Below are 18,959 nucleotides of genomic sequence, written 5' to 3' on the forward strand. Positions count from 1 at the left end.
TTCGAGGTGGCTAGGCGAGCGGGGTGGCTAGGCGAGCAGGTGGATGCGGAGACCGGGGTCGGTCGCCGCGTCGTACAGGGTCAGGGCCAGCGCGAGGGCGCCGTCGACGGCGGCTCGGTCGGCGGCGGGTGCGGCGCTGGCCGCGGCGAACTCGGGCTGATGGTTGACGGCGGGCGCCGAGTCGATGCCGATGTAGGGGTGGATCGCGGGAAGCACCTGCGAGACGTTGCCCATGTCGGTGGACGCGCGGTTCATCAGCGAGTCGGCGCCCGTGCGGAACACCCGGCCCAGTCCCTCCGCGTTCCGGACGTACGACGCGAGCAGCGCTTCGTCGGTGCGGAACTCCGAGTACGGTTCGCTCTCCGGGGCGATGGTCAGTTCGCAGCCGGTGGCGACGGCGCCGGCCTCGAAGCAGCGGGCGACCCGGGGTTCTATGCGGGCCAGTTCGTCCAGGGTCTCGGCGCGCACGTACCAGCGGCCCTCGGTGCGCTGGGGAATGGCGTTGGGCGCTTCTCCCCCGCGGGTCATCATCCCGTGGACGCGGGTGCTCGCCGGAAGCTGTTGCCGGAGCAGCCCGATGGCGACCTGCGCGACGGTGAACGCATCGGCCGCATTGACGCCGCGCTCCGGATAGGCCGCGGCGTGCGCGGCCTTGCCGTCGTATCGGATGTGACTGTGGGACACCGCGTACGGCTCCGCGCGGGCGACGTCGACCGGCCCGGGGTGAGCCATGACGGCGGCGTGGACGCCCTCGAACGCCCCGCGTTTCAGCATGTCGATCTTGCCGCCCCCGCCCTCCTCGGCGGGGGTGCCGAGCACCGACAGGGTGATGCCGAGGTCGTCGACGAGCGGCGCGAGGGCCAGTGCCGTCCCCACCGAGATGGCGGAGATGACGTTGTGCCCGCACGCGTGCCCGAGTCCGGGGAGCGCGTCGTATTCCGCGCAGACCGCGAGATGCAGCGGTCCGGTGCCGAGGTGCGCGCGGAACGCGGTGGGCAGCCCGACGTACTGCTGCTCCACGGTGAAACCGGCGTCCGAGAGCACCCCGGCGACCCGGACGCACGAGCGTTCTTCCTCCCACGCGACCTCCGGGTGGGCGTGCAGGTCGTGCGACAGTGCCAGGATCCGGTCTTCCGCACGCCTGGCCCCGTCACGAATCGCGGCGCCGGCGGTCACAGGTCACCCGGGACGCCGTAGGACGGGGCGGCCGTGGGGTCGACACCCCGCACCCGGTAGTCCCGCTTCTGCGGTTCCCACACCGTCCACAGCCGGCGCAGTTCGCCGACCGGGTCGTCGTGCCAGTCGACGCGCAGATCGGTGACCCCCCACGGCACGTCCTCGACCACCTGCATTCCCGCGGAGTGCACGGGCCCGGCCTCACCGCCTGCGGTGACGGCGGCAGTGAGACCGTCGAGCAACCGCGCCTCGAACGTCGGGGCGGTGCTCGACACGTAGCCGAACAGCAGCGACCGGATGACGCCCTCGTCGCGGAGCATGTTGCCTGCGACGGCGGCGCCGCTGCCCTGCGCGCTGCTGTGGATGCCCAGCGTCTGCGCTCCCGAGTGCACCGCGGTTCCGCCGTCTGCATCCACGACTACGATCTGCCGGTACTCCGGAAACTTCTCCTGCGCGAGTGCCGATTTCAGCGCGGTCTCCGCGTTCTCACCCGACGCGAGCGCGTCGAGCCCGATCGGTCCCAGCTGCGGATTGGTGACGTTCTGAGAGGCGACGACACCGACGCCGGACCGCACATGCAGGCAGCGCGACGCCACGGCGGGACTGGAGGAGCAGACGACCATCCCGAACGCGCCTGCGGGATCACGGGCGACCAGTGAGAACGTCATGAGCTGATCACGGCCGTCGCGTCGATCTCGACGAACCATTCGGGCCGGGCCAGGGCGTCGACGACGATGCCGGTGGACACCGGGTGCACCCCTTTCAGCCAGCGCCCGACCACCCGGTAGACGGTCTCCCGGTACCGGACGTCGACCAGGTAGATGGTGACCTTGACGACGTCTTCGAGTCGGCTGCCCGATTCCTTCAGCAGCATCGCGATGTTCGCCATCGCCTGCTCGGCTTGGGCCTCGACGTCGCCGATTCCGACGGACTCCCTCGTGTCGAGGTCCTGGCCGATCTGCCCGCGCAGGTACACGACGCCGCCGGCGACGACGGCCTGCGCGAGATCGTTGTCGAGGTTCTGCTCCGGGTACGTCTCCCGGGTGTTGAACGGGCGGATGCGGGTGTGGGTGGTCACGCCGCACCGCCGTCGACGTTGTCGGACAGTCCCGCCGCGGCCTTGACCAGGCCGAGCGGCCCGTCGAAGTCGAAGTTGCGGTACACGGCGGCGAGCTGCGCGAACGGCGGCGACTGGGCGAAGAGCTGGAACGTCAGCCGGTGTCCGGCGTAGTCGCTGTTGAGCAGGTCGCGGGCGAACGCGAGGAGCTTGCGGCGGTCGTCGGCCACCCAGTCGTCGTTGATGGAGTAGAACTTCTCCAGCCACGGCGCGACGTCCGGGTCGGCGAACGTGGCGGCGTCCGGGGTGATGCAGATCTGGCCGCCGCACAGTTCGCGGGCGATGTGCATCATCGCGGGCAGCTGGCTGAGCGCCATCACCCGGCCGGTGTAGAGCAGGGACTGGTTGGGCATGAGCAGACCGCCGGGGCTGGGCTCGGCCAGCGAGATCGCGGCGGTGAGGTGGGCGTTGATCGTCTCCCGGTAGCAGGCGAGCTGGGCGAGCTTCTCCTGTACGGCCTGCTGCTTCTCGAGCCCGCTCTGCTTGACGTTCCACAGCGCCGATCCGATCATGAGGTCGGCGAGGTGCAGGGTGCGCTGCACGAACGGGAACGCGCTGTAGCGGTGCAGGGTGGAGCGGATGAACGTCGCGGCCCGGGTGTGCCGGTAGAACAGCACGTCTTCCCAGGGGATCTCGACGTTGTCGAACACGACGAGCGACTCGACCTCGTCGACCCGGTTGGCGAGCGGGTAGTCGGCGGCCGGTGCGCGGCCGGCGAACCCGTTGCGGGAGATGTACTTCAGCCCCGGCGCCCCCATGTCGAGCACGAATCCGACAGCGTAGTCGGACAGTTCGCTATTGCCCCAGTTCGCGATGGTCGGCTTGGTGAACGCCTGGTTGGAATACGCGGCGGCGGTCTCGTACTTGGCGCCGCGCACGACAATGCCGTTGTCGGTCTCCTTCACGACGTGCAGCAGCATGTCGGGGTCCTGGTCCTGCGGGGCCCTGGACCGGTCGCCCTTGGGGTCGGTGTTCGCCGACACGTGGAACGGATCCTCCCGGACCGACCGCTCGAGATGGCGGCGGATGTTCTCCGAGAAGCGCGGGTCCACCTCGTTGAGGACATCCTGCCCGTCGAACAGCGACCACATCTCACCGATGGTCTCGTCGCCGACGCGGGTGACGACACCCCGGGTGTCCTCGAGCACCAGGTCGACGGCGGCCCGCTTGTCGAGCCAGTCCTGCTGGGTGCGGGGCAGTTTGTTGGCGATGGCGTTGCGTTCACCGGAGTCGGGGTCGACGTACGTCATCGCGTCCTGCGCGGCCTCGTCGTGCGCGAGGTCGTAGATACGTGCCCGGACGTCGACGATCGGCTTGAACATGGGGTGGTCGGCGACGTCCTTGACGCATTCCCCGTCGACCCAGACCTCACGGCCGTCTCTGATGGACTCCCTGTATTCGTCACCGGTGCGGATCATTTCGTGCTCCTGGTCCTGGGCGCGGGGTGTGCGTCCGGGTAGTCGGGAAAGGTGGAAGGTTCGAATGCTGCGGGCTTGCTGTAGGTGCGGGACGCATAGACGAGCGGGTCCCCGGGGTGCGACTCCACGGCGGCGACACGCCCGATGTAGACGCGGTGGGTGCCGGCGTCGATGACCTCGTGGACGGCGCAGTCGAACGACGCGATCGCGTCGTGGACGCGCGGTGAACCGGATGCTGCCACGGTCCAGTGCCCGCAGGTGAAGTCCCACCGCTGCTTACCGGGCCACGGACGGCCCGCGAACGTGTCGGCGACGTGATCATGCTGGGTGGCAAGCACATTGACGCAGAAGACGCCGTTCTCGGAGATCGCGTCGTTGACCGGGCTCCGTCCGTGGAGGCAGACCAGCACCAGCGCCGGGTCGGCCGACACGGAACACATCGCGCTCACGGTCTGCGCGGCGCGCCCGCCGGGACCGTCGGTCGCGACGACTGTGACCCCGGTCGCGACAGCGCCCATGGCCGTGACGAAGTTCGCGATCGAGTTGTCCGGCACCGGTGGGGCCACCGATGGTCGGGCCGTCGTTTCGACGGCTGAGTGAGGGTCGGCGATCGGCATGACGGGCTCCTTTCTGTGTGCGGTGAGCGAGGAGTTCGTGCCGTGGAACCAATCTTGAAGTCCGCGGCGAAATCTGTACAACACAGATAAGTGGAGCATTGCATAACGAAAATCGATGCAGTAGGAACGGGTGACCCGCAGCGTTCGGACCAGCGATAATTCCTACATCAGCCGATGCGGACGGGGACGATCATGACGCCACTGCAGCGCTACATAGCCGAAGAGATCGCGATCGACCATGCCGACGGGCTGCTGACGCGACGGGAGGCGCTGCGCAGACTCGGGCTCATCGGCCTCGGGGTGGCCGCGGCGACCTCCCTGCTCGCCGCGTGCTCCACCGGCAGCGACGAGCAGTCGTCGACGTCGGCGCCGGCGACACCCGGTGGAGCGACACCCCCGCCGCCCGGAACGGCCGACGCCGTGAGCACCGAGTCCGTGACGTTCGCAGGCCCGGACGGGCGGGTCCTGCAGGGCGCCTGGGCCGAAGCGGCCACGCCCCGTGGAACGGTACTCGTGGTGCACGAGAACAAGGGCCTCACCGATCACATCCGTTCGGTGGCGGGCCGATTCGCGGGCGCCGGATACTCGGCGCTCGCCGTCGACCTGCTCTCCGAGGAGGGCGGGACGGCGACGTTCACCGACCAGGCGCAGGCCACCGCCGCGCTGGCCACCGTGCCGCCGGAACGCTTCGTCGCCGACATGAAGGCCGGGGTCGACGAACTCGGCCGCCGGGTACCGGACAAGAAGGCGGCGGCGGTCGGGTTCTGCTTCGGCGGCGGCATGGTGTGGCAACTCCTCGCGGCCGGCGAACCGCGACTGGCCGCGGCCGTCCCCTTCTACGGACCCCTGCCCGAGGGCGCGGACTTCTCGGGGTCGAAGGCCGCGGTCCTCGCCATCTACGCGGAGCTGGATGCGAGGGTGAACGCCTCCCGCGACGCCGCCGCCGCGGCACTCGCGAAGGCGGGGCTGCCGCACGAGATCGTCACCGTTCCGGGCGCCGATCACGCGTTCTTCAACGACACCGGGCCCCGGTACAACGCGACCGCGGCGGCGGAGGCTTACGAACGCGTCCTCGCCTGGTTCGGCGAATACCTGGGGTGAGGCGGGCGCATCAGCAGCGCCGCCACGAGGAAGCAGACGGCACCCACGAACGTGCCCAGGTCCGCGACCGTCGCGTTCTTCAACACGTCCGTGCCCGGGACGATGTACGCGCCGACCGCGGACACCCCGAACGCCACCGACCCGATCATGTTCAGCCAGGTGCTGCGCCAGTTGCGGGCGTGCGGATCCCACAGTTTGTCGGTTTCGGTGGTGGCGACCACCGCCAGACCGCTGGCGACCAGGAACGCCGTCGACCCGAAGAGGTCGGGCCGCCACCCCCACACCCGGTCCTGTTCGACGGTGAGCCCCTGGATCAGAGCGACCGCGGTACTCACGTTGAACAGGAGGGTGCCGACGAACTGGATCAGTGCGGCCCACCAGTCGTAGCGTTCCACCCGGTGCGATTCCGCCCCGGGCACCGGTCGGCCGCTGAGCGACAACTGGATGAATCCGGCGGCGGTGAAGAACAACGATCCGACGAAGTAGGTGATGTTGTCGAGTTCCGGGCCGACCGCGTCGCCGTACACCCGCGTGGCCGCGAGTCCGAACAGGAAGGAGCCGATGACGAATCCCCAGGATTCCCGGCGCAGGCGCAGCACCCGGCGCGGCGCGGACGAGGTGCGGTCCTTCGACATCGTGACGTCCCCCTCACCTCGTCGGCCCGGGTCCTCAGACTCTCCGAAGACCCGGGCCCGGTCAAGGCCGGGCGCGGAAATTCGGCTGCGAGTCCACGCGGGGTGTGCCAGTGTCGAACCATGACGAGCATCGGCGGAATCACGATCAGAACTGCGACCGAGCAGGACTGGCCGAAGATCGTCGTGCTCAACGAGATCTGCTTCGTGACACCGCAGACGGAGGAATTCACCGCCCACTGGAGGCAGCTCGTCAGCGGCGAACCACCGGTGATCGCGCTGGACGGGGACGAGATCGTCGGCGCGACGATGGACATTCCCATGACGGTCACCGTTCCCGGCGGCGGCAGCGTCGCGGCGGCGGGCGTCACCGCGGTCACGGTCGCGCCCACCCACCGGCGGCGCGGCATCCTCCGCGCGCTGTACACCGAACACCACGCGCGGATCCGGGCGTCGGGCGTGCCGCTGTCGATTCTCACCGCCAGCGAGGGCGGCATCTACGGACGGTTCGGGTACGGACCCGCGACCGTCGAGTCGACGGTGAGCGTCGACCGCCGGTTCGCCGTTCCGCACCCGAAGGCACCGGACCCCGGCGGTGTGCGGATGGTCCATCCCGCGGAGACAAGGCCCGCGTTCACGGACGTCTACCACCGCTGGCAGCAGGTGACACCGGGCGCGCAGGTGCGGCCGGAGATCGTGTGGAACCGGATCTTCGCCGACCGCGAGAGCGAGCGGGGCGGCGGCACAGCGTTGTTCGGGATGGTCCACGACGACGGCTACGTGCTGTACCGCCGCGCCTCCGGCGACAACGGATCGTTCGCCCGGGTGGAGGAGATCCGCACGGTCACCGGCGACGCCCACGCTGCGCTGTGGCGGGCGATGCTCGGCCTCGACCTCGTGCGCCGCATCGAAGCGAACCTCACCCCCGAGGATCCGCTGCCCTATCTGCTCACCGACGGCCGGCTCGTGCGCACCTCCTCGCGTCACGACGAGTTGTGGGTGCGGATCATGGACGTCCCCGCCGCGCTGGAGGCCCGCACGTTCCGCGGCGACCTCGACGTCGTGGTCCAGGTCGACGACGGGTTCCTGGACGCCGGTGGCACATTCGCCCTCACCGTCCGGGACGGCAAGGCCGTGTGCACGCGGACCGACGCCGCACCGCAGGTGGTGCTCGACCTGGACGTGCTCGGCAGCCTGTATCTCGGGGCGCACCGGGCGCGGACGTTCGCGGCCGCGAACCGGCTGTGGGCCGCCGACGCCGACGTCCTCGACCGGTTCGAGCACGCGTTCGGCTCCGACCGCGACGCGCAGATGGGGTGGGGGTTCTAGCCCGCCGTCCGTGCCTGTTTCGCGAACACGGCCCGCGCCCGCTCGGCGACGGCCCGGGCCCGTGCCGTGCTCCGGACCCCCTTGAGCCGGGCGAGGACAACGGGGAGGCCGGGAACGTCGTCGGCGATCGGCAGTGTCGCGACCCGCCCACCGTCGTACGTCCGGCCCTCGGCGGGCCGCTGGTTCAGGATCGAGAACCCGTGGCCGCGGGCAACGAGACCACGCACCGTTTCGTAGCTCGCCGACCGGTAGCGGACCATCGGGGTGACCCCCGAACCCGACAGCATGGCGAGGAAGTAGTCGCGGCTGCTCGGCAGGTCCAGCAGCACCATCGGTTCGCCCTCGAGGTCGGCGAGCGCGATCGCGTCGTGGCCGGCCAGCCGGTGGTCCGGCGGCAGGACGACATGCGGTCGGGCGACGCCCAGCGTCTCCGTCTCCATGTCTTCGCCCAGCGCCAGGTCGTAGGTGAGGGCCAGTTCCGCAGTGCCGTTCCGCAACGCAGCCCGCACCGCCTCCGCCTGCGTCTCGACGACCTCCACCTCCAGGTCGGGGTGCTGATCGCGCAGGTCCGAGATGAGCGTCGGGAGGATGAACGGGGTGAGGGTGACGAAGCAGGCCAGGCGCACCGTTCCCCGGACGTTGTCCTCGTGGCCGCGCGCCGCGTCGAGGACCTCCCCGAGATGCGCGAGGACGCTGCGGGTGTCGCGGAGCATCTCCTCCCCCGCCGCCGTGAGAACGAGTCCGCGGGACCGTTGCCGAATGAACAGCTGGGTGCCGATCTGGTGCTCGAGTTGGGAGATCGCCGACGAAACCGCCGACTGCGCGACCAACAGTTCGTCGGCGGCCTTCGTCATGCTGGAGAAGTTCGCGGCCTCGACGAAATACCTGAGCTGGGTGAACGTCACGTCGGGTCGTCGTTGCATGCGCTCTCCTCGGGATCTGAGGCCATCAGGATCGCAGGTCTCCGACCGGGGAGCCACCCACGACCCCGCGGCGGCCGCGACACCGTCAGCGGACGTCGGCCTTCACGAGGTCGGGGTCCGGCTCCGATCCGGGGCCGTTCTCCCGGGCAGTGCGCGGGCCGCTCGCGGACCGGACCGACGCGCCCCGCACGTAGCCGACCGCGCCGAGGAGCGCGAGCACGGCGAGCGTCCCGAGGGTGAACAGTTCGAACGTCCCCTGGCTCACGCCCCAGATCTCCGTGAAGTCGTAGTCCAGGCCGAACACCGATTCCAGTGTGCCGGGGAACACCGCCACCCAGGAACCGAGCAGCACCCAGGTGAAGCAGAGGGAGCCGAGGACGCGGAAGCCGACATTCCCGGTGGGCACCCGGAAAGGCCGCGCGACGTCCGGGAACCGGGTGCGCAACCGGACCGCGGAGGGGATGACGATCAGGTAGCTGAGCAGGAACGTCGAGATCGAGATCGTCAGTACCACCGCGAAGATGGAACCGCCGGACCCGGTGATCTGCATCGCCGCGATCATGAAGACGGTGGCGACGAGTCCGGACAGGAAGTTGACGCGCACCGGCGTTCCGAGGCGCGGATGGAATCGGCCGAAGAACCCGCCGAAGAAGGCGCCGTCGGCCGCGGCCATCGCCTGCATGCGGTCGCTGATGATCATCCACGCCGCACCCTGGGTCATCAGGATCACCGCGAAGATCACGCCGGTCGCGGTGAGCATGGCGGGCGCGGCGGGTCCGTAGACGCTGTACACGGTCGCGACCGCCTCGAGGAGACCGCCGACACCGGTGATGTCGTCCGCCGGCACGACGAGGAGGATCGCGAAGATCGGGAGCAGGTAGGACGCGGCGGCGATGCCGCAGGCGCGCGCGATGGAGATCGGGACGTCCCGGGCGGGGTTCTTCATCTCCCCGGCGGCACTGTTCCCGGATTCGAAACCGAGGTAGGAGAACAGCAGTAGCGGTGTCACCCCGAGGAGCCCGGTGAGAGTGGGGCTGAAGTCTCCGGCGGAGATGCCGGCGAAACCGTTCTTCGCGGCATAGATCCCGGTGGTGACGAGGAAGAACAGCAGGAAGACGATCTTCAGGAACGCGCCGACCGTCGGAATCCATTTGCCCCGTGCGAGACTCACCACGGCCGCAAGCACCGTCAGCCAGATGAAGACCAGCTTGAACAGGTAGTCCGTCACCGACCCTGCCTCGAATGCGGTGACGTAGTGGTTCCAGGTCTCGGCGGCTATGAACGCCATCGACCCGCCGACCCACACGGGCTGGGTCACCCACGTCAGCAGCGACGCGAGGGCGGCGAGTGGCCGGCCGAACGCTCGCCGCACCCACACGTAGACGCCGCCCTCACCGGTGAACGTGCTGCCGATCTCGGCGAAGATCAGACCATACGGCAGCAGGAAGAACACCGCGAGAACCAGTGCCCAGGTGAAGGTCTCCGCGCCGAACGTGGAGACCTGACCGAGAACCTCGACCGACACCACCGCCGCGACGATGAGGAAGACGATGTCGAAACGGCCGAGGGACTTCTTGAGGTGTCGTGTCTGTTCGTCCGCCAGGGCGGTGGGGGTGTTGTCGCTCATCGATGTACCTCGTTGCTGGAGTCGATAGGAATGCGCTTGCGCGTTACCGTGTTTCGGCCGGAACGGTGTCGGTCTTCGGCGGCAACGGTGCAGTGATGCCGGTCACTACTCTCGTCCGCACCCGGCAAATCTGTACAGCACAAATATCCGGGGTAGTGCATCAGTTCTGCAGATGCCAAGACTCCGGTGAATCCCTGCGACTAGTCCGCGGCGAACTCGGCGATGGAACACGACAGCACGGTGTCGAGGTAGCGAAGGACGCTGTTCCGCGCGGTCCACGGCTCGATGCGCCGGTTCCGCGCGATGATGTGCAGGCCGTAGGCGTCCTCGAGGCTCACCGCGGTGCGGGCGATCTCCTCGATGGGCATCGACGGCGTGAACACGCCCTGGGACCGGCCGATCTCGAGCACCGTGCTGTACAGCGACACCTCCAGGTCGAACAGCGTCGACAGCAGTGCGGAGTGCGTCGCGTTGCGGCTCGCGTGGAGATGCAGTTCGTAGAGGACCGTGCACAGCGGATCGTCGGCGGCATCGGGGATGCCCAGCCGCACCGTGGTGCGCAGCCGCTCGACCGGATCGGCGAGATCCTGCACCGCGTCGTGCCTGCGCCGGTAGAACCGGTCGACCGCGTGCTCGTGCACCTCGACGAGAAGATCCTCGAGCGACGGGTAGTAGTAGCTGACCAGCCCCGCCGACAAGCCCGCCTCCTCCGCGACGTCCTTGATGCGCAGCCCGGTCATGCCCCGCTTGGTGATCGCGGTGGTGGCCGCCGAGACCATCTCACTGCGCCGGACTCCCTGCCTCTTCGGACGTGCCATGACCACCATTATTGATGAACTTCATCAATAAACAAGTCGCGATCAGGGCGGTATTTCTCCAACCGAGCCTGGACTTTCACAACCCCATCGGCAATTATTTGAGACAGATCGCAAATAATCGCCGTCTCGGCGACAGTGGAACGGCAGGCCAGCCGAGCGCGCAGGCCACCACAGCGAGCCCACTCTCCGTCTCCAGTCAGGAACCCACCGTGCGTGATCCGCGATACGACATCCTGTTCGAACCGGTCAAGATCGGACCGGTCACCGCCCGCAACCGGTTCTTCCAGGTCCCCCACTGCAACGGCATGGGCTACCGCGACCCCTCCGGCGAGGCCTACATGCGGCGAGTCAAGGCCGAGGGCGGCTGGGCGGTGGTCTGCACCGAGCAGGTCGAGATCCACCCCACCTCGGACATCGGCCCGTTCATCGAACTGCGCCTCTGGGACGATCAGGACCTGCCCGCCCTCACCAGGATCTCCGAGAAGATCCACGAAGGCGGCTCACTCGCCGGCATCGAACTCGCCCACAACGGCCTGAACAGCCCCAACCTGATCAGCCGCGAAACCCCGCTCGGCCCGCAGAATCTGCCCGTCGTCTCCTGGAACTACGACCCCGTCCAGGCCAGGGCGATGACCAAAGCGGACATCGCCGACCTGCGGCACTGGCACAAGGAGGCGGTGCGCCGGTCGTTGAAGGCCGAATACGACATCGTCTACGTGTACGCCGGGCACGCGATCGGCGGCCTGCACCACTTCCTGTCCCGCCGCTACAACAACCGGACGGACGAGTACGGCGGAAGCCTGACCAACCGCGTTCGCCTGCTCCGCGAGATCCTCGAGGATTCCCGCGAGGTCGCCGACGGCAAGGCTGCGGTCGCGTGCCGCATCTCCGTCGACGAACTCCTCGGTGACGAGGGCATCACCCGCAGCGAGATCGAGGACGTGATCGGCCTGCTCGGCGAGACCCCGGACCTGTGGGACTTCGTGCTCGGCAGCTGGGAGGACGACTCCGTCACCTCACGGTTCGGGCCGGAGGCGGAGCAGGAACCGTACGTCCGGGGGCTGAAGCAGCTCACCACCAAACCCGTCGTCGGTGTCGGCCGTTTCACCTCGCCCGACACGATGCTGCACCAGGTCAAGAGCGGCATCCTCGACTTCATCGGGGCGGCCCGCCCGTCGATCGCCGACCCGTACCTCCCCCGCAAGATCGAGGAGGGGAACCTCGAGGACATCCGCGAGTGCATCGGCTGCAACATCTGCGTGTCCGGTGACTTCACGATGTCCCCGATCCGCTGCACCCAGAACCCGACGATGGGCGAGGAGTTCCGTCGCGGGTGGCACCCGGAACGGATCAAGGTCCGGTCGAGCGAGTCGAACGTGCTCGTGGTCGGTGCGGGTCCCGCCGGACTCGAGGCCGCGCGCGCCCTCGGGCAACGCGGCTACACCGTGAGCCTCGCCGAGGCAAGCCGGCAACTCGGCGGCCGGGTGACCCGCGAGTCGAAGCTGCCCGGGCTGTCCGCCTGGATCCGGGTGGTGGACTACCGGCAGCAGCAACTCCGCAAGCTGTCCAACGTCGACGTGTTCATGGAGAGCGAGATGACCGCCGACGACGTCATCGACAACGACTTTCACCACGTTGTCGTCGCGACCGGTTCGAGTTGGCGCCGCGACGGCGTCGGCCGGTGGCACACCCACCCCGTTCCCGTCGACGACCACGCCGACGTCCTCACACCGGACGACGTCTTGGCCGGGCTTCGACCCGCGGGCAACAAAGTCGCGCTCTTCGACGACGACCACTACTACCTCGGGGCGGTCGTCGCCGAACTCCTGGCGAAGGAGGGATTCGACGTCACCCTGATCACGCCGGCCGCGCACGTGTCGCAGTGGACGACGAACACCATGGAAGTGCTCCGGATCCGCAAGCGAATCATCAAGGCCGGGGTTCACGTTCAGGTGAACCGCGCCGTCACCGCGATCACCCCCGAAGGTGTCCGCACGGTGTGCGCGTTCACCGGCGACGAACAGTTCGTCGACGCGGACGGCGTCGTCCTCGTCACCGCCCGGCTTCCGCACGACGGACTGTTCCACGACCTGCAGTCGCGCGAATCCGAGTGGGCCGCCGCCGACCTGCGCAGCGTCCGCGGCATCGGCGACGCCTGGGCGCCGTCCACCATCGCAGCGGCCGTCTGGTCCGGGCACCGGTACGCCGAGGAACTCGACGAACCGCCCGCGCCGGGCCCGGTCGCCTTCCGCCGGGAAGTCACCGGCCTGTCGATCGAACCCGTCAGCACACTGACGATCCCCCCGTTCGCCACCGCACAGAATTGAGGAACACCGCCATGACCGCAGTACACCCGATCCCCACCGACGCCGAGAACATCGCGGCGATGACCCCCAGCGCCTACGTCACCGCGGACACGCTCCGGGCGGGCGATCCGCAGGAACACGAAATGGTTCACCTGAGCAGCGGCGACGAGAAGTTCACCGTCGGCTCGTGGCGCGCCGAGCCCTACCGCGAGTTCATCGAGTCCTATCCAGGCGACGAATACACCCGGGTCCTGAAGGGTTCCGTGACGTTGACGGCGGACGACGGCGTCGCCCACACCTTCGGCCCCGGCGACGCGTTCACCCTGGCCAGAGGGTGGCGCGGGGAGTACCGCGTCGACGAACCCCTGCTCAAGCAGTTCGCGATCTACGTTCCCTGACAACACTTTCGAGCACGAGGATGACGATGACCGATCCGACCACACTCGACGACTGGACGGCGCTCGCCGCGACGATCACACCGCGCCGCGAACTGTTCGTCGACGGCGCGTTCCGTCCCGCGAAATCGGACGAAACCTTCGATTCGATCAATCCGGCGACCGGCGAACTACTCGCCCGGGTGTCCGCCGCGGACGCCCCCGACGTGGATGCGGCGGTCCGGTCCGCGCGGGAGGCGTTCGACTCGGGCATCTGGTCGCGCAGCCCGGCGTCGCACCGCAAACGGGTCCTGCTCCGGCTCGCCGAGCTGATCCTCGAGCACCGCCACGAGCTCGCCCTGCTCGACTCCCTCGACATGGGCAAGCTCGTGGTGGAGGCGCTGACCGTCGACGTCCCCTCGGCCGCCGCACTTTTCACGTTCTACGCCGAGGCTCTCGACAAGATCGGCGGGGAGATCGCGCCCACCGATCCGGAAAGTCTCGCGCTCGTCTCCCGCGAACCGCTCGGTGTCGTCGCCGCCGTGGTGCCGTGGAACTTTCCGCTCGATCTGGCGGTGTGGAAGCTGGCGCCCGCCCTCGCCGCCGGTAACAGCGTCATCGTCAAACCCGCCGAGCAGGCGCCGCTGTCGGTGCTGCGCCTGGCCGAACTCGCGGCCGAGGCGGGCCTGCCGGACGGCGTCCTGGGCGTTCTTCCCGGTCTCGGCGCCGCCGCCGGCGCCTCGCTGGGCCTGCATCCCGACGTCGACGTCGTCGCCTTCACCGGCTCCACCGAGACCGGGAAGAGGTTCCTCCGGTACGCGGCGGACTCGAATCTGAAGCAGGTCTGGCTCGAATGCGGCGGCAAGAGCCCGAATCTCGTGTTCGCCGACGCCGATTTCGACGAGGCCGTGGAGAAGGCCGTGTTCGGCGCCTTCTACAACCAGGGGGCGGTGTGCTCCGCCAACTCCCGGTTGCTGGTGCAGGAGTCGGTCGCCGAGCAGGTCACCGACGCCCTCGTCCGCCGGGCGTCGTCGATCCGGCCGGGCAACCCGCTCGACCCCGGGTCCACGCTGGGCGCGATCGTCGACGAGCAGCACACCCGGACGGTCGCCGGTTTCATCGAACGCGCCCGCCCCGACAGCCGGGTGTTGCTCGGCGGCAACCGGACCACCGTCGACGGCCGGGGATGCTTCCTCGAACCGACGATCCTCGGCGACGTCGCCGAGGCCGCCGAGGTGGTGACCCAGGAGGTGTTCGGACCCGTCCTCACCGTCCAGACGTTCACCGACGAGTCCGACGCCGTCCGGATGGCCAACGACAGCATCTACGGGCTGGCGGCGTCGGTGTGGACGGAGAACCTGAACCGGGCCCACCGCGTCTCCTCCGCGCTGCGGGCGGGGACCGTCTCGGTCAACACCGTCGACGCCATCAGCGCGCAGACCCCGTTCGGCGGGTTCAAACAGTCCGGGTTCGGGCGCGACCTGTCCCTGCACGCGATGGACAAGTACACCGGGCTGAAGACGACGTGGATCCGGCTGCGGTGACAACCGGGCGAATGTACCTTTCGGCGCACCCGGGGCGCCCGGAGGTACATTCGCCCCGAAACGTGGCACCCCACACGCGCCGGTCGAGCCGCTAAGCTGGCGCCATGTTCGCCCGCGTCCCTTCGGAACCAGATCCGCGATTGCGTTGTGCCACAGCACTTCACGGCAACACCTCCACGATGGAGGCGATCACGGTACGCCGGCTCGACGCCACCGACTGGGAGGCGGTGCTCCGGATCTACTCCGAGGGGATCGCGACGCGACGGGCCACGTTCGAGACGGCGACCCCGACCAGGTCGGAGCTGGATACACGCTGGCTCGACGGGCACCGGTGGGTGGCCGAGGTGTCGGGGACGGTGGCCGGGTGGGCCGCCCTCTCCCCCATCTCCTCGCGGCGGTGCTTCCGCGGGGTCGCCGAGAATTCCGTGTACACCGCCAGCGAATTCCGTGGCGGTGGCGTCGGAACCGCACTGATGCGGCGGCTCATCGACGAGGCCGACTTCGCGGGACTGTGGACGCTGCAGGCCTCGGTGCTGGCGGTCAACACCGGATCCATCGCCCTGCACCACGCGGTCGGCTACCGGACGGTCGGGGTGCGGGAGCGACTCGCGCAGATCGACGGCACCTGGCACGACAGCGTCCTGCTCGAGCGCCGCCGCGACACCTGACACCGCAGCGCCCCGGGGATACCGTGGAGGGATGCTCCCCATCGTCGATCTCGCCGAACTGGACACACCGGCCGGGCGGGAACGGTTGCGGGAAATCACCCATCACGTGGGTTTCTTCTATCTCGACGGGCACGGCGTGGACCGCGAGTTGCTCGACCGCGTGTTCACGGTCGCACGGGAGTTCTTCGCACTGCCCGAGGACTCCAAACAGTCCGTCGCGATGCTGAACAGCCCGCACTTCCGCGGCTACAACCGCGTGGGCGGTGAGCTGACCAACGGCGAGACCGACTGGCGCGAACAGATCGACATCGGACCCGAACGCCCGCCGATCCCCGGCGCCGCCGACTACCTGCGCCTGCAGGGGCCCAATCAGTGGCCCGGCGACCTACCCGACCTGGAGAAGACGATCGAGGCGCTGGACGCCGCGCTCGCCGACGTCGGCATGCGACTGCTGCGGCACTGGGCCGCGTCGCTCGACGCCGATCCCGCGATCTTCGACGACGCGTTCGCGCACGCCCCCGCCACCCTGATCAAGGTGGTCCGCTACCCGGCGCGGCCGAGCGCGGACCACACCGGCGAGCAGGGGGTGGGCGCCCACAAGGACTCGGGTGTGCTCACCATGCTGCTCCTCGAACCGGGGTCATCGGGACTGCAGGTGGAGACCGAGGACGGCGACTGGATCGACGCGCCCGCGCGGGCGGGTTCGTTCGTCGTGAACATCGGCGAACTGCTCGAGGTCGCGACCGGTGGCTACCTCCGGGCCACCCGGCATCGGGTGCTCACGCCCGCCGGTGCGCCCGAGCGGCTGTCGGTCCCGTACTTCCTCAATCCCGCTCTCGACGCCACGGTCCCGGTGATCACCCTGCCACCACATCTCGCCGCACGAGCCCGCGGAATCGAGATGGACCCGTCGAACCCGCTCTACAACACGTACGGCGAGAACGCGTGGAAGAGCCGCACCCGCGCCCACCCCGACGTCTACGCACGCTGGTATCCGGACGAGGCGGAACCGGGGTAAAACTCCCGCCACCACCGGGAGTAATGTTCCCGCAGTGTTGCTCCTGACCTCTCGGCGTTACGTCGACCTCCGCCTGCAGGCGAGTGCCATCTGTCCGCGCTCGCGCTGACGCACCGCATCACTCAGGACTCTCTCTCGCCGTACCCGCCCCACCGGGCGCAGTCTCACGGCCCCATGCGAAAGGCACACCCATGCCCAGCCCCGCGCTGTCCACGCGCGCCGAGACCACCTCTCGGCGCCGACTCCCCCAGTGGGCCACATCGTTCGGCCCCCAGATCGTCACCGGACTCGTCGTCGGCGTCGTCCTCGGACTCGTCGCCCGCGCCATGCCCGTCGCCGCCGACGGCAACGAGAACTGGCTCGTCGGAACCGTCCACACCATCGGTTCCAGTTATGTGAAACTGCTTACCGTCGCGGTGATCCCGCTGGTGTTCACCGCCATCGTCAGCTCGATCGCCAACCTGCGTGAGGTGGCCAACGCCGCCCGCCTGGCCGTGCAGACGCTGTTGTGGTTCGCGATCACCGCGTTCATCGCCGTGATCATCGGGATCGTCGTCGGGTCGATCACCCAGCCCGGAGCCCGCACCGGCGTCAGCGCCGCCACCGAAAAGGCGCCCGGCACCACCGGTTCGTGGTGGGCGTTCGTCACCGGACTGGTCCCCAGCAACTTCCTCGGACTGAACGCGAAGACCACCGTCACCGAGGGCGCGGCCAGCACGTCGCTGAGCTTCAACGTGCTGCAACTGCTCGTCGTCGCGGCCGCGATCGGCATCGCCGCCCTGAAGGTCGGAGCGAAAGCCGAACCGTTCCTGCAGTTCAACGCATCGCTCCTCGCCATCGTGCAGAAGGTGCTGTGGTGGATCATCCGTCTCGCACCGATCGGGACCGCGGCACTGATCGCGAACGCCGTCGCCACGTACGGCTGGGACGCCATCGGATCCCTCGGCTGGTTCACCGCCGCCGTGTACGTCGGGCTGGCGATCGTGTTCTTCGCCGTCTACCCCGTCCTGATCCGCGCGCACGGACTGTCGGTGCGCGCCTTCTACTCCGGCGTGTGGCCCGCAACACAACTCGGGTTCGTGTCGCGGTCGTCGATCGGCACCCTGCCCCTCACCGAGCGGGTCACCGAACGCAACCTCGGTGTCCCCCGCGAGTACGCGTCGTTCGCCGTGCCGCTCGGATCGACCACCAAGATGGACGGGTGCGCCGCGATCTACCCGGCGATCGCAGCGATCTTCGTCGCCGAGTTCTACGGTGTGCCTTTGTCGTTCACCGACTACCTGCTGATCATCGTCGTGTCGGTCATCGGTTCCGCGGCCACCGCGGGCACCACCGGAGCCACGGTCATGCTGACGCTCACGCTGTCGACGCTGGGGCTTCCCCTCGCCGGTGTCGGCCTGCTGCTCGCGGTCGAGCCGATCGTCGACATGGGCCGCACCGCGGTGAACGTCACCGGTCAGGCGCTCGTCCCCACCATCGTCGCCAAGCGGGAGGGCATCCTCGACGAAGCCCGCTACAACGCCGAGCGCACCGGCGACCCGTTCCAGGACGACGACACGGTCGCCGCGGCGTAGCGAACCCTCGACGAGAGCCTTCCCCCGTGGGAGGCTCTCGTCATGGCCGACCTCAGCACGATCAAACGACGGATCGTCATGCAATTCCAGCGGCACGTCGCCAATCCGCTCACCGCGCGACTGTCGGGCCAGACGCTCCTCGAGACCACCGGCCGGGTGAGCGGGCAGCCCCGCGTCACGCCCATCGGCGGCCGGCGCACAGGCACCGAGTTCTGGCTGGTGTCCGAGTTCGGGGAGAAGTCGAACTACATCCGCAACATCCGTGCGAACAACGCCGTTCGCCTGCGGCTCCACGGCCGGTGGCACACCGGCACGGCGACACTGCTGCCCGACGACGACACCCGCGCCCGGCTGTCGCAGCTGCCCCGGATGAACAGCACCGCCGTCCGCGCGGTCGGCACCGACCTCCTGACGGTCCGGATCGATCTCACCGACTGAGTGGCTGAGACCCCCACAGACGCCCACCGAATTGCCATCCGCGGACGCAATAGCGTCCGCATCCAACCAATCGCTGCGCATCTACGGACCAGTCAGTCCGAACGGCCGTTCGGGTATGCACGTTTTACGGCCTGGCCAGGTGTGATGTTCGCAACTCCGCGTTCGGCCTTCACGCCGGGCGCGGATTTGCTACCGCTCGTCGCGCTCGAATCGAGCAGCTTGCAGATCGGACTTAGCCTCCGCTAATCTGCGGTTTCGCGTGGACAAGCCAAAGTCCGC

The 18,959-nt window shown here is 68.8% G+C and carries 18 protein-coding genes; 9 read left to right on the top strand and 9 right to left on the bottom strand.

Features of this window, described 5'->3' with window-relative positions; all coding sequences use genetic code 11:
* Positions 1-27: 27 nt before the first annotated feature.
* The 5 genes from I1A62_RS15630 to I1A62_RS15650 are packed head-to-tail and all read right to left on the bottom strand — an operon-like array spanning position 28 to position 4,328.
* Positions 28-1,176, bottom strand: coding sequence for a M20 family metallopeptidase (locus I1A62_RS15630; RefSeq protein WP_219459080.1), 1,149 nt, complete (start codon positions 1,174-1,176; stop codon positions 28-30).
* Positions 1,173-1,844 carry a DUF1028 domain-containing protein gene (locus tag I1A62_RS15635; RefSeq protein ID WP_219459081.1) on the bottom strand — a complete coding sequence of 224 codons (672 nt, stop codon included), beginning with the start codon at positions 1,842-1,844 and terminating at the stop codon, positions 1,173-1,175. The genes I1A62_RS15630 and I1A62_RS15635 overlap by 4 nt, the downstream gene beginning before the upstream one ends.
* The gene (locus I1A62_RS15640; protein WP_219459082.1) at positions 1,841-2,254 is read right to left on the bottom strand and encodes a RidA family protein; all 414 of its coding nucleotides are present in this window, start codon (positions 2,252-2,254) and stop codon (positions 1,841-1,843) included. The genes I1A62_RS15635 and I1A62_RS15640 overlap by 4 nt, the downstream gene beginning before the upstream one ends.
* Positions 2,251-3,711: a 4-hydroxyphenylacetate 3-hydroxylase family protein gene (locus I1A62_RS15645; RefSeq protein ID WP_219459083.1), complete on the bottom strand. Its 1,461-nt coding sequence runs from the start codon at positions 3,709-3,711 to the stop codon at positions 2,251-2,253. The genes I1A62_RS15640 and I1A62_RS15645 overlap by 4 nt, the downstream gene beginning before the upstream one ends.
* Positions 3,708-4,328 carry a flavin reductase family protein gene (locus I1A62_RS15650; protein ID WP_124389752.1) on the bottom strand — a complete coding sequence of 207 codons (621 nt, stop codon included), beginning with the start codon at positions 4,326-4,328 and terminating at the stop codon, positions 3,708-3,710. The genes I1A62_RS15645 and I1A62_RS15650 overlap by 4 nt, the downstream gene beginning before the upstream one ends.
* Positions 4,329-4,520: 192 nt before the next feature.
* On the opposite strand from I1A62_RS15650, the gene I1A62_RS15655 reads away from it, so the two are divergent.
* Complete coding sequence (locus I1A62_RS15655) at positions 4,521-5,429, top strand: dienelactone hydrolase family protein (RefSeq protein ID WP_124389753.1); 909 nt, start codon at positions 4,521-4,523, stop codon at positions 5,427-5,429.
* On the opposite strand, the gene I1A62_RS15660 is transcribed toward I1A62_RS15655, so the two are convergent.
* Positions 5,387-6,064 carry a hypothetical protein gene (locus I1A62_RS15660; RefSeq protein WP_219459084.1) on the bottom strand — a complete coding sequence of 226 codons (678 nt, stop codon included), beginning with the start codon at positions 6,062-6,064 and terminating at the stop codon, positions 5,387-5,389. The genes I1A62_RS15655 and I1A62_RS15660 overlap by 43 nt on opposite strands.
* A 120-nt stretch (positions 6,065-6,184) precedes the next feature.
* Between I1A62_RS15660 and I1A62_RS15665 the strand changes: the two genes are divergently transcribed.
* Positions 6,185-7,390, top strand: coding sequence for an enhanced intracellular survival protein Eis (locus I1A62_RS15665; protein WP_219459085.1), 1,206 nt, complete (start codon positions 6,185-6,187; stop codon positions 7,388-7,390).
* Here the strand turns inward: I1A62_RS15665 and I1A62_RS15670 are convergent.
* From I1A62_RS15670 to I1A62_RS15680, 3 genes are all read right to left on the bottom strand, one after another.
* A complete protein-coding gene (locus I1A62_RS15670) occupies positions 7,387-8,313 on the bottom strand; it encodes a LysR family transcriptional regulator (protein ID WP_124389756.1) in 927 nt (308 codons plus the stop codon). The genes I1A62_RS15665 and I1A62_RS15670 overlap by 4 nt on opposite strands.
* Before the next feature lie 85 nt (positions 8,314-8,398).
* A complete protein-coding gene (locus I1A62_RS15675) occupies positions 8,399-9,940 on the bottom strand; it encodes an APC family permease (RefSeq protein ID WP_219459086.1) in 1,542 nt (513 codons plus the stop codon).
* Positions 9,941-10,140: 200 nt separating this feature from the next.
* Positions 10,141-10,758, bottom strand: coding sequence for a TetR/AcrR family transcriptional regulator (locus I1A62_RS15680; RefSeq protein WP_257890819.1), 618 nt, complete (start codon positions 10,756-10,758; stop codon positions 10,141-10,143).
* A gap of 209 nt (positions 10,759-10,967) precedes the next feature.
* Here I1A62_RS15680 and I1A62_RS15685 point away from each other — a divergent pair, with 209 nt between their 5' ends.
* The 7 genes from I1A62_RS15685 (at position 10,968) to I1A62_RS15715 (ending at position 18,680) form a co-directional block, all read left to right on the top strand.
* Positions 10,968-13,085, top strand: a complete 2,118-nt coding sequence (locus tag I1A62_RS15685; RefSeq protein ID WP_219459088.1) for an FAD-dependent oxidoreductase — start codon at positions 10,968-10,970, stop codon at positions 13,083-13,085.
* A gap of 11 nt (positions 13,086-13,096) precedes the next feature.
* Positions 13,097-13,462 (top strand): cupin domain-containing protein, encoded by a 366-nt coding sequence (locus I1A62_RS15690; RefSeq protein WP_219459089.1) that lies wholly within the window; start codon positions 13,097-13,099, stop codon positions 13,460-13,462.
* A gap of 26 nt (positions 13,463-13,488) precedes the next feature.
* On the top strand, positions 13,489-14,982 hold the full coding sequence (locus I1A62_RS15695; RefSeq protein ID WP_219459090.1) for an aldehyde dehydrogenase: 1,494 nt from the start codon (positions 13,489-13,491) through the stop codon (positions 14,980-14,982).
* 179 nt (positions 14,983-15,161) lie between these two features.
* Positions 15,162-15,650: a GNAT family N-acetyltransferase gene (locus tag I1A62_RS15700; protein ID WP_219459091.1), complete on the top strand. Its 489-nt coding sequence runs from the start codon at positions 15,162-15,164 to the stop codon at positions 15,648-15,650.
* A 31-nt stretch (positions 15,651-15,681) separates the two neighbouring features.
* A complete protein-coding gene (locus I1A62_RS15705) occupies positions 15,682-16,668 on the top strand; it encodes an isopenicillin N synthase family oxygenase (protein ID WP_124389763.1) in 987 nt (328 codons plus the stop codon).
* A gap of 191 nt (positions 16,669-16,859) precedes the next feature.
* Positions 16,860-18,242 (top strand): dicarboxylate/amino acid:cation symporter, encoded by a 1,383-nt coding sequence (locus I1A62_RS15710; protein ID WP_219459092.1) that lies wholly within the window; start codon positions 16,860-16,862, stop codon positions 18,240-18,242.
* A 42-nt stretch (positions 18,243-18,284) separates the two neighbouring features.
* Positions 18,285-18,680, top strand: a complete 396-nt coding sequence (locus I1A62_RS15715) for a nitroreductase/quinone reductase family protein (protein WP_219459093.1) — start codon at positions 18,285-18,287, stop codon at positions 18,678-18,680.
* The last annotated feature ends 279 nt before the right edge of the window (positions 18,681-18,959 follow it).

Source organism: Rhodococcus sp. USK10 (assembly GCF_019378875.1).
GTDB classification, from domain to species: Bacteria; Actinomycetota; Actinomycetes; order Mycobacteriales; family Mycobacteriaceae; genus Rhodococcus_F; species Rhodococcus_F pseudokoreensis.

Excerpts from the sequence above, each read along its gene's own strand:
- I1A62_RS15635 (WP_219459081.1), bottom strand. The coding sequence starts at position 1,844 with ATGACGTTCTCACTGGTCGCCCGTGATCCCGCAGGCGCGTTCGGGATG.
- I1A62_RS15645 (WP_219459083.1), bottom strand. The coding sequence starts at position 3,711 with ATGATCCGCACCGGTGACGAATACAGGGAGTCCATCAGAGACGGCCGT.
- I1A62_RS15650 (WP_124389752.1), bottom strand. The coding sequence starts at position 4,328 with ATGCCGATCGCCGACCCTCACTCAGCCGTCGAAACGACGGCCCGACCA.
- I1A62_RS15655 (WP_124389753.1), top strand. The coding sequence starts at position 4,521 with ATGACGCCACTGCAGCGCTACATAGCCGAAGAGATCGCGATCGACCAT.
- I1A62_RS15660 (WP_219459084.1), bottom strand. The coding sequence starts at position 6,064 with ATGTCGAAGGACCGCACCTCGTCCGCGCCGCGCCGGGTGCTGCGCCTG.
- I1A62_RS15665 (WP_219459085.1), top strand. The coding sequence starts at position 6,185 with ATGACGAGCATCGGCGGAATCACGATCAGAACTGCGACCGAGCAGGAC.
- I1A62_RS15670 (WP_124389756.1), bottom strand. The coding sequence starts at position 8,313 with ATGCAACGACGACCCGACGTGACGTTCACCCAGCTCAGGTATTTCGTC.
- I1A62_RS15675 (WP_219459086.1), bottom strand. The coding sequence starts at position 9,940 with ATGAGCGACAACACCCCCACCGCCCTGGCGGACGAACAGACACGACAC.
- I1A62_RS15680 (WP_257890819.1), bottom strand. The coding sequence starts at position 10,758 with ATGGCACGTCCGAAGAGGCAGGGAGTCCGGCGCAGTGAGATGGTCTCG.
- I1A62_RS15690 (WP_219459089.1), top strand. The coding sequence starts at position 13,097 with ATGACCGCAGTACACCCGATCCCCACCGACGCCGAGAACATCGCGGCG.
- I1A62_RS15695 (WP_219459090.1), top strand. The coding sequence starts at position 13,489 with ATGACCGATCCGACCACACTCGACGACTGGACGGCGCTCGCCGCGACG.
- I1A62_RS15700 (WP_219459091.1), top strand. The coding sequence starts at position 15,162 with ATGGAGGCGATCACGGTACGCCGGCTCGACGCCACCGACTGGGAGGCG.
- I1A62_RS15705 (WP_124389763.1), top strand. The coding sequence starts at position 15,682 with ATGCTCCCCATCGTCGATCTCGCCGAACTGGACACACCGGCCGGGCGG.
- I1A62_RS15710 (WP_219459092.1), top strand. The coding sequence starts at position 16,860 with ATGCCCAGCCCCGCGCTGTCCACGCGCGCCGAGACCACCTCTCGGCGC.
- I1A62_RS15715 (WP_219459093.1), top strand. The coding sequence starts at position 18,285 with ATGGCCGACCTCAGCACGATCAAACGACGGATCGTCATGCAATTCCAG.